Annotated in this window: 18 protein-coding genes; 15 read left to right on the forward strand and 3 right to left on the reverse strand. The window is 42.6% G+C overall.

Annotated features, from left to right (window positions below):
* Positions 1-180 precede the first annotated feature (180 nt).
* Positions 181-729 (forward strand): carboxymuconolactone decarboxylase family protein, encoded by a 549-nt coding sequence (locus SMSK564_RS11790; RefSeq protein WP_000206757.1) that lies wholly within the window; start codon positions 181-183, stop codon positions 727-729.
* 108 nt (positions 730-837) lie between these two features.
* A complete protein-coding gene (locus SMSK564_RS11795; RefSeq protein ID WP_000735977.1) occupies positions 838-1737 on the forward strand; it encodes a TDT family transporter in 900 nt (299 codons plus the stop codon).
* 24 nt (positions 1738-1761) lie between these two features.
* Here SMSK564_RS11795 and serS read toward each other — a convergent pair whose 3' ends face one another.
* The 3 genes from serS to SMSK564_RS11810 form a co-directional block, all read right to left on the reverse strand.
* Positions 1762-3036: a serine--tRNA ligase gene (gene serS, locus SMSK564_RS11800; protein ID WP_000884233.1), complete on the reverse strand. Its 1275-nt coding sequence runs from the start codon at positions 3034-3036 to the stop codon at positions 1762-1764.
* Between the two features lie 213 nt (positions 3037-3249).
* A complete protein-coding gene (locus SMSK564_RS11805; protein WP_000079357.1) occupies positions 3250-3621 on the reverse strand; it encodes a DUF956 family protein in 372 nt (123 codons plus the stop codon).
* Positions 3622-3623: 2 nt separating this feature from the next.
* The gene (locus SMSK564_RS11810; RefSeq protein ID WP_000869651.1) at positions 3624-4988 is read right to left on the reverse strand and encodes an aspartate kinase; all 1365 of its coding nucleotides are present in this window, start codon (positions 4986-4988) and stop codon (positions 3624-3626) included.
* Between the two features lie 209 nt (positions 4989-5197).
* On the opposite strand from SMSK564_RS11810, the gene SMSK564_RS11815 reads away from it, so the two are divergent.
* The 13 genes from SMSK564_RS11815 (at position 5198) to SMSK564_RS11875 (ending at position 15744) form a co-directional block, all read left to right on the forward strand.
* Positions 5198-5983 (forward strand): enoyl-CoA hydratase, encoded by a 786-nt coding sequence (locus tag SMSK564_RS11815; RefSeq protein ID WP_000400064.1) that lies wholly within the window; start codon positions 5198-5200, stop codon positions 5981-5983.
* 91 nt (positions 5984-6074) lie between these two features.
* The gene (fabT, locus tag SMSK564_RS11820; protein WP_000386357.1) at positions 6075-6509 is read left to right on the forward strand and encodes a fatty acid biosynthesis transcriptional regulator FabT; all 435 of its coding nucleotides are present in this window, start codon (positions 6075-6077) and stop codon (positions 6507-6509) included.
* A complete protein-coding gene (locus tag SMSK564_RS11825) occupies positions 6509-7483 on the forward strand; it encodes a beta-ketoacyl-ACP synthase III (RefSeq protein WP_000852959.1) in 975 nt (324 codons plus the stop codon). The genes fabT and SMSK564_RS11825 overlap by 1 nt, the downstream gene beginning before the upstream one ends.
* A 58-nt stretch (positions 7484-7541) precedes the next feature.
* Entirely contained in the window at positions 7542-7766 is a 225-nt protein-coding gene (locus SMSK564_RS11830) for an acyl carrier protein (protein WP_000257838.1), read from the forward strand.
* Positions 7767-7883: 117 nt separating this feature from the next.
* Positions 7884-8858 (forward strand): enoyl-[acyl-carrier-protein] reductase FabK, encoded by a 975-nt coding sequence (gene fabK, locus SMSK564_RS11835; RefSeq protein ID WP_000857442.1) that lies wholly within the window; start codon positions 7884-7886, stop codon positions 8856-8858.
* Positions 8851-9774 carry an ACP S-malonyltransferase gene (gene fabD, locus SMSK564_RS11840; protein ID WP_000167615.1) on the forward strand — a complete coding sequence of 308 codons (924 nt, stop codon included), beginning with the start codon at positions 8851-8853 and terminating at the stop codon, positions 9772-9774. Before fabK ends, fabD begins: the two co-directional genes overlap by 8 nt.
* 40 nt (positions 9775-9814) lie before the next feature.
* Positions 9815-10546 (forward strand): 3-oxoacyl-[acyl-carrier-protein] reductase, encoded by a 732-nt coding sequence (fabG, locus tag SMSK564_RS11845; RefSeq protein ID WP_001176200.1) that lies wholly within the window; start codon positions 9815-9817, stop codon positions 10544-10546.
* Positions 10547-10567: 21 nt separating this feature from the next.
* Positions 10568-11803, forward strand: a complete 1236-nt coding sequence (gene fabF / locus SMSK564_RS11850; protein ID WP_000774066.1) for a beta-ketoacyl-ACP synthase II — start codon at positions 10568-10570, stop codon at positions 11801-11803.
* Positions 11804-11805: 2 nt separating this feature from the next.
* Positions 11806-12279, forward strand: coding sequence for an acetyl-CoA carboxylase biotin carboxyl carrier protein (accB, locus tag SMSK564_RS11855; protein WP_001052230.1), 474 nt, complete (start codon positions 11806-11808; stop codon positions 12277-12279).
* Entirely contained in the window at positions 12276-12698 is a 423-nt protein-coding gene (gene fabZ, locus SMSK564_RS11860; protein WP_000565505.1) for a 3-hydroxyacyl-ACP dehydratase FabZ, read from the forward strand. Before accB ends, fabZ begins: the two co-directional genes overlap by 4 nt.
* 11 nt (positions 12699-12709) lie before the next feature.
* The gene (accC, locus tag SMSK564_RS11865) at positions 12710-14077 is read left to right on the forward strand and encodes an acetyl-CoA carboxylase biotin carboxylase subunit (RefSeq protein ID WP_000488690.1); all 1368 of its coding nucleotides are present in this window, start codon (positions 12710-12712) and stop codon (positions 14075-14077) included.
* A 36-nt stretch (positions 14078-14113) separates the two neighbouring features.
* Positions 14114-14980: an acetyl-CoA carboxylase, carboxyltransferase subunit beta gene (accD, locus tag SMSK564_RS11870; RefSeq protein WP_001173347.1), complete on the forward strand. Its 867-nt coding sequence runs from the start codon at positions 14114-14116 to the stop codon at positions 14978-14980.
* Positions 14977-15744 (forward strand): acetyl-CoA carboxylase carboxyl transferase subunit alpha, encoded by a 768-nt coding sequence (locus SMSK564_RS11875; protein WP_001017386.1) that lies wholly within the window; start codon positions 14977-14979, stop codon positions 15742-15744. Before accD ends, SMSK564_RS11875 begins: the two co-directional genes overlap by 4 nt.
* Positions 15745-15766: the final 22 nt, after the last annotated feature.

Raw genomic sequence — 15766 nt, forward strand, 5'->3', positions numbered from 1 at the left:
AATGATTTTTATCAAGCTGATATATAATATATATTATGCAAGTGATTGGAAGTGTGATAAACTAATATACAACGAAAATCTTATGAGAGAATAAAGATTTGTCTTAGATAAGCTTAGGAATCAGGATTTTATAAGATTTTCCAATAATATTAGTGTCAATAACAAGAAAAGAGGTATCTTATGACAACATTTACAATCCATACAGTAGAATCAGCACCAGCAGAAGTGAAAGAAATTCTTGAAACAGTAGAAAAAGACAACAATGGCTATATCCCCAACCTAATCGGTCTTTTGGCCAATGCCCCGACTGCTTTAGAAGCCTACCGAACTGTCGCATCTATCAATCGTCGCAACAGCCTGACACCCGTTGAGCGTGAAGTGGTGCAAATCACGGCAGCCGTTACCAATGGTTGTGCTTTCTGCGTCGCAGGTCACACAGCCTTTTCCATCAAACAAATCCAGATGAATGATGACTTGATTCAAGCCCTTCGCAATCGTACTCCAATTGAAACAGATCCTAAATTGGACACCCTAGCTAAGTTTACCTTGGCAGTTATCAATACCAAGGGTCGTGTAGGAGATGAAGCCTTGGCTGAGTTTTTAGAAGCTGGCTACACGCAACAAAATGCCTTGGATGTGGTTCTTGGTGTCAGCCTAGCAAGCCTTTGTAACTATGCCAACAACCTAGCCAATACCCCAATTAACCCAGAATTGCAACCTTATGCTTAATTCATATCTGAGTAAAATGAAGTCGGAAATAATCGGACTTCGTTTTTTAATCCCTCATTTAAGCTCTTTTATGCTATACTAATAATAACATGATTATTGGAGGTTAGGATGAAAAAACTCCCCTTAGTATTTTCAGGTTGTTTGCTAGGTTTAGCAGGAGCTGGAAATCTTATTTTAGATACGTTACCGGTTCTGTCCCATCTATTGAGTCTGACAGGTTTGATTTTGTGGATTTACTTTCTGCTTCTGCATCTCTTTAATTGGAAGGAAACCAAGCAAGAATTGACCAAGCCCCCTCTTTTGTCAGGAATGGCGACCTTTCCCATGGCTGGGATGATTTTATCGACTTATGTCTTTCGCGTCTTCTCTCATCTTCCTCTGGTAGCGCAAGGAATCTGGTGGTTTTCATTTCTTTTGGATTTGGCCTTGATTGCTGGTTTCACCATCAAATTTGCCTGTCCGGATCGGAGGGTTCATGCTACTCCAAGCTGGACGGTTCTCTATGTAGGGATAGCAGTGGCAGCCTTGACCTATCCTCTCGTAGGCATCATCGAAATTGCCTATGCGACCTTGAGTTTTGGTTTTCTCCTAACCTTCTATCTCTATCCGCTTATTTATAGCGATTTAAAGAAACATCCACTCCCACTAGCCATGCTTGGACAAGAAGGAATCTATTGCGCTCCTTTCTCATTGCTTTTGGCTTCTCTGGTTCGGGTTGGAGGAGTTAGTCTACCGACTTGGGTCTTGATTCTCATGCTCTTGGCCTCCCAATCCTTCTTTTTCTTTGTTTTGACTCGCCTGCCCAATATTTTAAAACAAGGTTTTCAACCAGCCTTCTCAGCTCTCACCTTCCCGACCATTATCACAGCTACTTCGCTTAAGATGGCTCAGGGAATCTTGAAACTTCCATTTCTGAATTATTTGGTAGTGGCTGAAACTGCTATTTGTTTAATTATTTTATTCTTTGTATTAGGCGCTTATCTGAATTGGTTACGAAAAAAGGTCTAGCTAGAAATAGCTAAACCTTATTTTTTATGGTTTGATAACTTCAGCTCCACCCATATATGGACGAAGCGCTTCTGGAATGGTCACAGAACCATCTGCATTTTGGTAGTTTTCAAGAATAGCAGCCACTGTACGTCCAACTGCAAGTCCAGAACCATTCAAGGTATGGAGCAATTTCACCTTGCCATCTGCTTCATCACGGTAACGGATTTGGGCACGACGGGCTTGGAAATCTTCTGTGTTTGAACAGCTTGAGATTTCACGGTAGGTATTTTGTGCTGGAATCCACACTTCCAAGTCGTAAGTTTTGGCAGCTGAGAAGCCCATATCTCCAGTAGAGAGAGCAACGACACGGTATGGAAGGTTAAGTTTTTGAAGGATATTTTCAGCGTTGGCTGTCATTTTTTCCAATTCTTCGTAAGATTCTTCTGGCTTGGCAAATTTAACCATTTCAACCTTGTGGAATTGGTGCAAACGAATCAAGCCACGAGTATCACGACCAGCTGAACCAGCCTCAGAACGGAATGAAGGGCTCATAGCAGTGAAGTAGATTGGCAGGTCTTTACCGTCCAAGATTTCATCACGGTAGTAGTTTGTTAGAGGAACTTCAGCTGTAGGAATAAGGACGTAATTGCTGTCGCTGAGTTCAAAAGTATCTTCCTTGAATTTTGGATATTGCCCAGTACCAAACATAGAGTCGTGGTTAACCATGTATGGTGTGATGACTTCCGTATAGCCTTCCTTGCCATGCTCATCCAACATAAAGTTGTAGATAGCACGTTCCAAACGAGCACCGAGGCCTTTATAGAAGAGGAAGCGAGCGCCTGTTACCTTACCACCGCGTTCCCAATCAAGGATACCAAGGTCTTCACCAAGATCCCAGTGAGCTTTTGGCTCAAAGTCAAACTCGCGTGGAGTACCCCAACGGCGAACTTCCACATTGTCATCTTCGTCAGCTCCAACAGGAACGCTGTCAGCTGGAATATTTGGAAGAGTAGTGGTAAATTCTGTCAATTTAGCATCGATTTCTGCCAATTCAGCATCCAAGGATTTTACTTCAGCAGATAGGGTTTGCATGGCAGCAATCTTGTCATCTGCATTTTCCTTGTTGCGCTTAGCTTGGGCAATCTCAGCTGAAACTGTGTTACGTTCAGCCTTGAGAGTTTCAACCTTGACTAAAATGTCACGACGTTTAGCATCGATTTCTTTCATCTCATTCAAGACAGCAGCATCTACACCACGTGTAGCCAATTTTTCTGCGACAGCATCAAAGTCTGTACGAATACGTTTGATATCTAACATAAGAACTCCTTTATGAAAAAAGCACACCTGACAAAGCGTTGGAGTGGCAGGGCCACGGTTCCATCCAACTTCACAGGTGTGCACTTGATTGTGTATGTAATTGTTACTAACGGTAGAATTTCACCTATCCCTCCTATCTGCTCGCAGCACCCGCAGACTTTCTGAAAGAAGAAGATAACCTACTTATCCGTTGCTATGATTATACTAAAGTTTCTACTTTTTTGCAAATAGATTTTTAAATTTTTGACCAATGGTCTGAATCAGGGTCGGAAGTTTGACGACCTTGTCATTGCCCAGTTTTTCGCGAGCAATTTTAAGAATGGCACCTGAGTCTTTTGAAGCAAAGAGGAATTTTCCTTTGTCTGTAAAGACTTCGAAGTGGCGACTGATTTTTCGTCCAGTGACATTGGCTCCAATCTGGTTGATATGGCTCCAAGGAATCTGGATAAATTGCTCGACATTGACGTCTGGGTAAAATTCCAGAGCCTGATCTCCGACAAGGAATTTCCCAACTTTCCCAGCGATAGAGAGGTAGGAAGTGCCTGTCGTGCTGAGAAGCACTGTTTTGTTAAGCGATTGGGCCATGGTTAGTCTTCCTTACTTTCGCCGAAAAAGGCATTGTAGAGGGCTTTAATTGCTGCTTTCTCTTGGTCTTTATTGACAACAAACATGATAGAAACTTCACTAGAACCTTGAGACATCATCTGGATGTTGATCTTATTTTCAGATAAAGCGCGTGTCGCAGTAGCAGTTACTCCGATATGGCTCTTCATCTTTTCTCCAACAATCATAATGATAGAAAGGTCGTGTTCGATTTCTGCATGGTCTACTTCAGCCTTTTGAACCAACTGACGAAGGATTTCTTCTTCCTTGATAGGAGTTAGTTCGCGAGAACGGAGGATGATTGAAAGATCGTCGATACCTGTTGGCATATGTTCCCAACCGATGTTAAGATCTTCAAGGATTTGAAGAACCTTGCGTCCAAATCCAACCTCACGGTTCATGAGGTATTTCGACATGTTGATGCTGACAAAGCCTGAGTCACCAGCAATTCCCACAACTGGAAATTCATCACTACTGTGTTTAAGAACGATACGAGTACCTGGATGGTCAGGGTTGTTGGTATTCTTGATAACGAGAGGAATTTTTCCTCGGTAGGCAGGAAGAAGCGCTTCGTCATGAAGGACTGAGAAGCCTGCATAGGCTAACTCACGCATTTCACGGTAGGTCAACTCAGGGATTGAGTGTGGTTGGTGGATAATACCAGGGTGGGCTGCAAAGATACCATCAACGTCTGTAAAGTTTTCATAGAGGTCTGCCTTAACACCGGCAGCAATGATAGAACCTGTAATGTCTGATCCTCCACGTGAGAAGGTACAGATTTGATTTTCCTTGGTAACCCCAAAGAAACCAGGAATGACAAGGACTTCATTTGCATTCGTCAATTCCTCAATCTTGTCATAACTTGATGGAATGATGCGAGCGTGACCAGGTTCACTTGTGACCACAATACCAGCTTCTCTAGGGTGCACATAGCGTGCATCAATCCCATTTTGATTAAAGTAGGCTGCGATCAATTTAGCATTGTTATTTTCACCTGCTGCTAGGAAAGTATCGTAGAGAAATTCATTTTCTTCAATAGGAAGAGTGGCTAAGGCACGAATGCTTTTAGAGATTTTTTCTAAAACAGCAGGTTTAAGACCTAGTTCACTAACCATGGCAGCATAGCGGTCGATAATCCAGTTTTGGCTCTTGCTAATATCGTTACCAGCAACATAGTCGCGGTAGTATTTAATCAAGGCATCCGTAACCTTAGTATCTTCAGCATTGCGTTTACCAGGCGCAGAAACGACTACAAAACGGCGTTCAGGATCGCTTTTTACGATGTTTAAAACTTTTTCTAATTGACTAGCAGAGGCAAGAGAGCTACCTCCAAATTTAACAACTTTCATAAGAACTCCTAAAGTAAGTATTTTATACGATTATAGCAGAAAGAAAGGCTTTTTTCAATGAAGAAAATAAGCTGCTTTCTAGGATAAAGCGAGCCTTTCTAATCGGCTGAGACACTTTCAGTTGATTTTTTCTTGCTTTCAACTCCTAAAAAAGATATACTTTGACAATAAAATAATTTAAATTGCTTATAAAATAAAAAGGAGTCCTAATGGAACACATTATTTATCAGCTTGATGAGGACTTGGCAATCCTTACCTTGAATCGTCCTGAGGTCGCGAATGGTTTTCATATCCCTATGTGTGAGGAGATTTTAGAAGTGCTGACTTTGGCAGAGAAGGATCCTGCTGTGCATTTTATCTTGATTAATGCTAATGGAAAAGTTTTCTCAGTTGGGGGAGATTTGGTAGAGATGAAGCGGGCAGTAGATGAGGATGATATTCCATCATTGACGAAAATCGCAGAGTTGGTAAATGCTATTTCTTATAAAATCAAGCAAATAGCCAAACCTGTCTTGATGGAGGTTGATGGGGCTGTTGCAGGTGCCGCAGCGAATATGGCTGTTGCTGCGGATTTCTGTCTGGCAACGGATAAGGCTAAGTTTATTCAAGCCTTTGTTGGCGTTGGCTTGGCTCCAGATGCAGGGGGAATTCATCTCTTGAGCCGCAGTATCGGTGTGACGCGTGCAACTCAATTAGCCATGACAGGTGAGGCTTTGACCGCAGAAAAAGCCCTAGAATGGGGGCTAGTTTACCGTGTTTCCGAAGCTGATAAACTTGAAAAGACGAGAGAACAGCTTCTTAAAAAATTAAGACGTGGTTCAAGTAATTCCTATGCAGCCATCAAGAAGTTGGTTTGGGAGAGCCAATTTAAAGACTGGCAGGATTATGCTACTTTAGAACTGAACCTACAGGAATCCTTAGCTCAAACAGAGGATTTCAAAGAAGGAGTGCGAGCTCATTCGGAGAGAAGAAGACCGAAATTTACTGGAAAATAAAAAAATACTTGCACTGTTCTTTGAAGTTTGATATAATTTTTTTGTCAAATGTTTTGATTGTGAAAGCTTTTTGAAAAGGAGGGAAAAGAGATTGGACTACCAACGAATTAATGAATATTTAACATCTATATTTAACAACGTCCTCGTCATTGAGGAAGTTAGCTTGAGGGGTAGTCGTTTCAAGGATATCTCCATCAAAGAAGTACATACAATCGATGTAATTGGAAAATTCCCAGATGTGACGCCAAGTCAAGTGTCGAAAGAGTTGATGGTGACTCTTGGGACGGTTACGACGAGTTTGAATAATCTTGAACGAAAGGGTTACATTGAACGCATTCGCTCAGAGCAGGATCGTCGTGTGGTGCATCTACATTTGACAAAGAAGGGTCGCTTGGTTCATAGACTACATAAACGCTTCCATAAGGCAATGGTCGAAAATATTATCGACGGTATGAGCAAGGAAGAAACTGAGGTTATGGGCAAAGGTTTGACGAAACTTTATCAATTTTTGGAGGATTTGAAATAATGGCTTTTGCAAAAATAAGCCAGGTTGCTCATTATGTACCAGAGCAAGTGGTTACAAATCACGACTTGGCTCAGATTATGGATACCAATGATGAGTGGATTTCAAGTCGGACGGGAATACGACAAAGGCATATTTCAAGAACAGAATCTACTAGTGATTTGGCTACAGAGGTTGCTAAGAAACTGATGGAAAAAGCTGGAATCACAGGAGAGGAGTTGGATTTTATCATCCTAGCTACCATTACTCCTGATTCGATGATGCCCTCTACAGCTGCTCGTATCCAAGCTAATATTGGTGCTAATAAGGCCTTTGCTTTTGATCTAACAGCTGCTTGCAGTGGATTTGTATTTGCTTTGTCAACAGCTGAAAAGTTTATCGCTTCTGGTCGCTTTCAAAAAGGTTTGGTGATTGGTAGTGAAACCCTCTCTAAAGCAGTCGATTGGTCGGACCGATCAACAGCTGTTTTGTTTGGAGATGGTGCTGGTGGTGTCTTGCTAGAAGCTAGCGAGAAAGAGCATTTCTTGGCTGAGAGTCTCAATAGCGATGGAAGTCGCAGCGAGTGTCTAACGTACGGACATTCAAGCTTGCATTCTCCATTTTCAGATCAAGAAAATGCAGATTCATTTTTGAAGATGGATGGACGCGCAGTTTTTGATTTTGCCATTCGGGATGTAGCCAAGTCTATCAAACAGACTATTGAAGAATCTCCTGTAGAGGCGACAGACTTGGATTATCTACTACTTCATCAGGCTAATGACCGTATCTTGGATAAAATGGCTAAAAAAATTGGTGTCGAACGAGACAAACTTCCAGCCAATATGATGGAATATGGCAATACCAGTGCAGCCAGTATCCCGATTTTACTTTCAGAGTGTGTAGAACAAGGCCTCATCCATTTAGATGGTAGTCAGACTGTTCTGCTATCAGGCTTCGGTGGAGGCTTGACCTGGGGCACGCTCATTCTTACAATTTAGGTAATCATGTGGTGAACACATTGTTATAAAAAACTATTTATTTTAAAGGAGTCCTATCATGGCAGTATTTGAAAAAGTACAAGAAATTATCGTTGAAGAACTTGGAAAAGACGCATCAGAAGTAACACTTGAATCAACTTTTGATGATTTGGACGCAGATTCATTGGACTTGTTCCAAGTAATCTCAGAAATCGAAGATGCTTTTGATATCCAAATCGAAGCAGAAGATGACTTGAAAACAGTTGGTGACTTGGTTGCCTACGTTGAAGAGCAAACAAAATAAGCAGAATATAAGATAGAAGGAGTAGGGAAACCCGCTCCCTCTTGTTTAGGCAATAGTTTGATTTTCAAATTATGACAGTATCGAACTATTACGTAAGCAAGAAACGATGGAGGCACTATGAAAACGCGTATTACAGAATTATTGAACATTGATTATCCTATCTTTCAAGGAGGAATGGCTTGGGTTGCTGATGGTGATTTGGCAGGGGCTGTTTCCAAGGCTGGCGGCCTAGGCATTATCGGTGGGGGGAATGCCCCTAAAGAAGTTGTCAAGGCAAATATTGATAAAATCAAATCATTGACTGATAAACCCTTCGGTGTCAACATCATGCTCTTGTCTCCCTTTGTGGAAGATATTGTAGATCTCGTTATCGAGGAAGGTGTTAAGGTAGTGACAACAGGCGCAGGAAATCCTAGAAAATACATGGAACGCTTCCATGAAGCTGGGATTACAGTCATTCCTGTTGTACCAAGTGTTGCCCTAGCTAAACGCATGGAAAAAATCGGTGCGGATGCTGTTATTGCAGAAGGAATGGAGGCTGGGGGACACATTGGCAAATTAACAACCATGACCTTGGTGCGTCAGGTTGCTGCGGCTGTATCTATTCCTGTTATTGCTGCAGGAGGAATTGCGGATGGTGAAGGTGCTGCGGCTGGATTTATGCTAGGTGCAGAGGCTGTTCAGGTTGGAACTCGCTTTGTCGTTGCCAAAGAGTCTAATGCCCATCCAAATTATAAGGCGAAAATTTTAAAAGCTAGGGATATTGATACTACGATTTCAGCACAACACTTTGGCCATGCTGTTCGAGCTATTAAAAATCAGTTGACTCGTGATTTTGAAAAAGCTGAGAAAGATGCCTTTAAACAAGAAAATCCTGATTTGGAAATTTTTGAACAAATGGGAGCAGGTGCACTAGCCAAAGCAGTTGTTCACGGTGATGTGGATGGCGGATCTATCATGGCAGGTCAGATTGCAGGGCTTGTTTCCAAAGAAGAAACAGCTGAAGAAATCCTAAAAGATTTGTATTACGGAGCAGCAAAGAAAATTCAAGAAGAAGCCTCTCGTTGGGCAGGAGTTGTAAGAAATGACTAAAACAGCCTTTTTATTTGCTGGCCAAGGTGCCCAGTGTCTAGGTATGGGACGAGATCTCTATGATCAGTATCCGATTGTCAGAGAAACGATTGATCAAGCGAGTCAGGTACTTGGTTATGATTTACGTCATCTCATTGATAGGGAAGAAGCAAAACTCAATCAGACCCGCTATACGCAACCTGCCATTCTAGCGACTTCGGTTGCTATCTATCGTTTATTACAAGAAAAGGGCTATCAGCCTGATATGGTTGCTGGTTTGTCTCTTGGAGAATACTCTGCCTTGGTGGCCAGCGATGCCTTGGATTTTGAAGAAGCGGTGGCCTTGGTCGCTAAGCGTGGAGCCTATATGGAAGAAGCGGCTCCTGCTGGCTCTGGTAAGATGGTAGCAGTTCTCAATACGCCAGTAGAGGTCATTGAAGAAGCCTGTCAAAAAGCTTCTGAACTTGGAGTGGTTACCCCAGCCAACTATAACACACCTGCACAAATCGTGATTGGTGGAGAAGTGGTTGCAGTTGATCGAGCTGTTGAACTCTTGCAGGAGGCAGGTGCTAAACGCTTGATTCCTCTCAAGGTTTCAGGTCCTTTTCATACCGCTCTCCTTGAACCTGCTAGCCAGAAACTAGCTGAAACTCTAGCTCAGGTAAGTTTTTCAGATTTCACTTGTCCCCTAGTCGGCAATACAGAAGCTGCAGTTATGAAAAAAGAAGACATTGCTCAACTTTTGACGCGTCAGGTCAAGGAGCCAGTTCGTTTCTATGAAAGTATTGGGGTCATGCAAGAAGCAGGCATAACCAACTTTATCGAGATTGGTCCGGGGAAAGTCTTGTCAGGCTTTGTGAAAAAAATTGATAAGACAGCTAAATTAGCCAATGTTGAAGATCAGGCTAGCTTGGAAGACTTGCTAGAAAACAAGTAATCCCTTCTCCCATAAATACAAGAGGAAACAGGAGAAAAGAATGCAACTAAAAAATAAAAATATCTTTATTACAGGTTCGAGTCGTGGAATTGGTCTTGCTATTGCCCACAAGTTTGCTCAAGCAGGAGCTAATATCGTACTAAATAGTCGTGGGCCTATCTCTGAAGAATTACTCGTTGAGTTTTCAGACTATGGTGTCAAGGTGGTTCCTATATCAGGAGACGTGTCAGATTTTGTAGACGCTAAACGTATGGTTGATCAAGCTATTGCAGAGCTGGGTTCAGTAGATGTTTTGGTTAACAATGCAGGAATTACCCAAGATACCCTGATGCTCAAGATGACAGAAGCGGATTTTGAAAAAGTGCTCAAGGTTAACTTGACTGGTGCCTTTAACATGACACAATCAGTCTTGAAACCGATGATAAAAGCTAGAGAAGGTGCTATCATTAATATGTCTAGTGTTGTTGGTTTGATGGGAAATATCGGTCAAGCTAACTATGCAGCTTCTAAGGCTGGTTTGATTGGTTTTACCAAGTCTGTGGCGCGTGAAGTGGCCAATCGCAATATCAGGGTTAATGCTATTGCACCTGGAATGATTGAGTCCGATATGACAGCTGTTCTATCAGACAAGGTAAAAGATGCCATGCTGGCACAAATTCCTATGAAAGAATTTGGGCAGGCAGAGCAGGTTGCAGATTTGACAGTATTTTTAGCAGGCCAAGATTATCTAACTGGTCAAGTGGTTGCCATTGATGGTGGCTTAAGTATGTAGCAGAAGCTAGAGGTAAAAAAGATGAAACTAAATCGCGTAGTAGTAACAGGTTATGGAGTAACATCTCCAATCGGAAATACACCAGAAGAATTTTGGAATAGTTTGACAACTGGAAAAATCGGAATTGGTAAAATTACAAAATTTGACCATAGTGACTTTGATGTGCATAATGCAGCAGAAATCCAAGATTTTCCTTTTGATAAATACTTTGTTAAGAAAGATACCAATCGTTTTGATAACTACTCTTTGTATGCCTTGTACGCAGCCCAAGAAGCTGTCAATCATGCCAATTTGGATGTAGAGGCTCTTGATAAAGATCGTTTTGGTGTTATTGTGGCCTCTGGTATTGGTGGAATCAAAGAAATTGAAGATCAAGTACTTCGCCTAAATGACAAAGGGCCAAAACGTGTGAAACCATTGACCCTTCCGAAAGCCTTGCCAAATATGGCTTCAGGAAATGTTGCTATGCGTTTTGGAGCAAACGGTGTTTGTAAATCCATCAATACTGCCTGCGCTTCATCAAATGACGCGATTGGGGATGCCTTCCGCTCAATTAAGTTTGGTTTCCAAGATGTTATGTTGGTAGGTGGTTCAGAAGCCTCTATTACACCTTTTGCTATTGCTGGTTTCCAAGCCCTGACAGCTCTCTCAACTACAGAGGACCCAACTCGTGCTTCCATTCCATTTGATAAGGACCGTAATGGTTTTGTCATGGGTGAAGGTTCTGGGATGTTGGTTCTTGAAAGCCTTGAACACGCTGAAAAACGTGGGGCAACTATCCTTGCTGAAGTGGTTGGTTATGGACATACCTGTGATGCCTACCACATGACTTCACCACATCCAGAAGGTCAGGGAGCTATCAAGGCCATCAAACTAGCCTTGGAAGAAGCTGAGATTTCCCCAGAGCAAGTAGCCTATGTTAATGCTCACGGAACGTCAACTCCTGCTAATGAAAAAGGAGAAAGTGGTGCGATCGTAGCTGTTCTTGGTAAGGAAGTGCCTGTATCATCAACCAAGTCTTTCACAGGACATTTGCTGGGTGCTGCGGGTGCAGTAGAAGCTATCGTAACAATCGAGGCTATGCGTCATAACTTTGTACCAATGACAGCTGGAACAAGTGAAGTATCAGATTATATCGAAGCCAATGTCGTCTATGGACAAGCCTTGGAGCAAGAAATTCCATACGCTATTTCAAATACCTTTGGTTTTGGTGGCCACAATGCAGTTCTTGCTTTCAAACGTTGGGAGAATAAGTAAGTATGAATTTAAACGATATTAAAGACTTGATGGCCCAATTTGACCAATCAAGTTTAAGAGAATTTTCTTATAAGAATGGGACGGATGAGTTACAGTTTAGCAAGAATGAAGCGAGACTGGTGTCTGAAGTTGCTCCAGCGCCTGTTCTAGCAACACCAAGTCCAGTAGCCCCTTCATCTGCTTCAACAGAAACTGTAGTGGAAGAAACTTCGGCGCCAGTAGAAGCAAGTGTGGCTGCTGAGGGAGATGTTGTAGAGAGCCCACTTGTTGGGGTGGCTTACTTGACTGCTGGTCCAGATAAACCTGCCTTCGTTTCAGTTGGTGATAGTGTTAAAAAAGGCCAAACATTAGTTATTATCGAAGCCATGAAAGTCATGAATGAAATTCCAGCACCTAAGGATGGTGTGGTAACGGAAATTCTCGTTTCTAACGAAGAAATGGTTGAGTTTGGTAAAGGATTGGTACGTATCAAATGATTGATATTCAAGGAATCAAAGAAGCTCTACCTCACCGTTATCCTATGATCCTAGTAGATCGTGTGTTGGAAGTGAGCGAAGATACCATTGTTGCCATCAAAAATGTGACCATTAACGAGCCCTTCTTTAACGGTCATTTTCCTCAATATCCAGTCATGCCAGGTGTTCTGATCATGGAAGCATTGGCGCAAACAGCTGGTGTTTTGGAGCTATCAAAACCTGAAAATAAAGGGAAACTGGTCTTTTACGCTGGTATGGATAAGGTCAAATTCAAGAAGCAAGTTGTACCAGGTGATCAATTAGTTATGACGGCAACGTTTGTAAAACGTCGCGGTACCATTGCCGTGGTTGAAGCAAAGGCTGAAGTGGATGGCAAACTTGCGGCCAGTGGTATTCTTACCTTTGCAATAGGGAACTAAGGAGGTTCTCCATGTTTCGAAAAATTTTAATTGCCAATCGTGGTGAAATTGCGGTTCGTATTATCCGTGCGGCGCGTGAATTGGGCATTTCGACGGTGGCAGTTTATTCAACTGCTGATAAGGAAGCCCTTCATACGCTTTTAGCAGATGAAGCAGTTTGTATTGGCCCTGGCAAGGCAACAGAGTCTTATCTTAATATTAATGCGGTTCTATCAGCTGCAGTTTTGACTGAGGCAGAAGCCATTCACCCAGGTTTTGGATTTCTCAGTGAAAATTCCAAATTTGCTACCATGTGTGAAGAGGTGGGAATCAAGTTTATCGGTCCATCTGGCCATGCTATGGATATGATGGGGGATAAGATCAATGCGCGCGCTCAGATGATCAAAGCAGGCGTGCCTGTCATTCCAGGTTCAGATGGAGAAGTGCATAACTCTGAAGAAGCTTTGATTGTTGCTGAAAAAATTGGCTATCCTGTTATGCTCAAGGCTTCAGCAGGTGGAGGTGGTAAAGGGATTCGTAAGGTTGAAAAACCAGAAGAGCTCGTTTCAGCCTTTGAAACTGCCTCTAGTGAGGCCAAGGCCAATTATGGCAATGGTGCCATGTACATTGAACGGGTTATCTATCCAGCTCGTCACATTGAGGTTCAAATTCTAGGAGATGAGCATGGACATGTGATTCACTTGGGGGAACGGGATTGTTCTCTTCAACGGAATAACCAAAAGGTTTTGGAAGAAAGTCCTTCGATTGCAATCGGAAAAACGTTGCGCAATGAAATTGGTTCTGCTGCTGTTCGAGCTGCAGAGTCTGTTGGCTATGAGAATGCAGGGACCATTGAGTTTCTGCTTGATGAAGCAAGTAGTAACTTCTACTTCATGGAAATGAATACTCGTGTACAAGTAGAACATCCAGTAACAGAGTTTGTTTCAGGTGTGGATATCGTTAAGGAACAGATTCGCATTGCGGCAGGTCAGCCTCTGTCTGTTAAGCAAGAAGATATCGTCCTACGCGGTCATGCCATCGAGTGTCGGATCAATGCAGAAAATCCAGCCTTTAACTTTGCTCCAAGTCCAGGTAAGATTACTAATCTCTATCTGCCAAGTGGTGGAGTTGGCTTGCGAGTGGATTCAGCAGTTTATCCAGGTTATACCATTCCGCCTTATTATGATAGTATGATCGCAAAAATCATCGTACACGGCGAAAATCGTTTTGACGCCTTGATGAAAATGCAACGTGCCCTCTATGAATTAGAGATTGAAGGGGTGCAGACCAATGCAGATTTCCAGCTTGACCTCATTTCAGATCGCAATGTCATTGCTGGAGATTACGATACTTCCTTCTTGATGGAAACCTTCTTACCCAAATATCAAGAAAAAGAATAAAATGACTTCAAGAGTTTAAACCGAAAAGGGGAATCAATGGCTCTATTTAGTAAAAAAGATAAGTATATTCGAATCAATCCCAATCGTTCGGTTAGGGAAAAGCCTCAAGCCAAGCCAGAGGTTCCAGATGAATTATTTTCTAAGTGTCCAGGATGTAAGCATACCATCTATCAGAAGGATCTGGGAAGTGAGCGTATCTGTCCGCACTGTAGCTATACCTTTCGTATTTCTGCCCAAGAACGCTTGGCTTTGACGATTGATATGGGAACCTTTAAGGAATTGTTTACAGGGATTGAAAGTAAGGATCCCTTGCATTTCCCTGGTTATCAAAAGAAACTAGCAGCTATGCGTGAAAAAACAGGGCTGGATGAAGCTGTTGTGACAGGAACTGCTCTTATTAAAGGTCAGACTGTGGCTCTTGGGATTATGGATTCCAACTTTATCATGGCTTCTATGGGTACGGTTGTAGGTGAAAAAATCACTCGCTTATTTGAGTATGCAACTGTCGAAAAATTGCCAGTTGTCCTCTTCACTGCCTCTGGTGGAGCCCGTATGCAGGAAGGAATCATGAGTCTCATGCAAATGGCCAAGATTTCTGCAGCAGTTAAACGCCATTCAAATGCTGGTCTCTTTTATCTGACCATTTTGACAGATCCAACGACAGGTGGTGTGACAGCTTCTTTCGCTATGGAAGGCGATATCATTCTGGCTGAACCACAGAGTTTGGTCGGTTTTGCTGGGCGTCGTGTGATTGAAAACACGGTTCGTGAAAGCTTGCCTGAGGGGTTCCAAAAGGCAGAATTCCTATTGGAACATGGATTTGTGGATGCTATTGTCAAAAGAAGAGACTTGCCAGATACGATTGCTAGCCTAGTCAGATTGCATGGAGGGAGTCCTAGATGAATATTGCAAAAATAGTCAGAGAAGCGCGTGAGCAGAGTCGTTTGACAAGCTTGGACTTTGCGACAGGTATTTTTGATGACTTTATCCAATTACATGGTGACCGTTCTTTTCGAGATGATGGTGCAGTTGTTGGTGGTATCGGCTGGCTTGGAGACCAAGCTGTAACAGTGGTTGGTATACAAAAAGGCAAGAGTTTACAAGATAATCTCAAGCGGAATTTTGGTCAACCACATCCAGAAGGCTACCGCAAGGCCCTACGGTTGATGAAACAGGCTGAAAAATTTGGCCGTCCAGTTGTGACCTTTATCAATACTGCAGGTGCCTATCCTGGTGTCGGAGCGGAAGAACGTGGACAGGGGGAAGCTATCGCTCGCAATCTCATGGAAATGAGTGACCTGAAAGTTCCGATTATTGCTATCATTATCGGTGAAGGTGGTTCTGGTGGGGCTCTGGCTCTGGCAGTCGCAGACCGTGTCTGGATGCTGGAAAATTCTATCTATGCCATTCTCAGTCCAGAAGGTTTTGCTTCCATTCTATGGAAGGACGGCACTCGTGCCATGGAAGCGGCAGAACTGATGAAAATCACTTCGCATGAACTGTTAGAAATGGACGTGGTGGATAAGGTGATTTCTGAAGCAGGGCTTTCTAGCAAAGAATTAATTAAGAATGTCAAAAAAGAACTACAAGATGAGCTAGCTAGACTTTCACAAAAATCGTTAGAAGCGTTGTTGGAAGAGCGTTATCAACGATTTAGAAAATACTAATATAAAAACNNGNCNACGTACG

Source organism: Streptococcus mitis SK564, assembly GCF_000148525.1.
Taxonomy (GTDB): domain Bacteria; phylum Bacillota; class Bacilli; order Lactobacillales; family Streptococcaceae; genus Streptococcus; species Streptococcus mitis_H.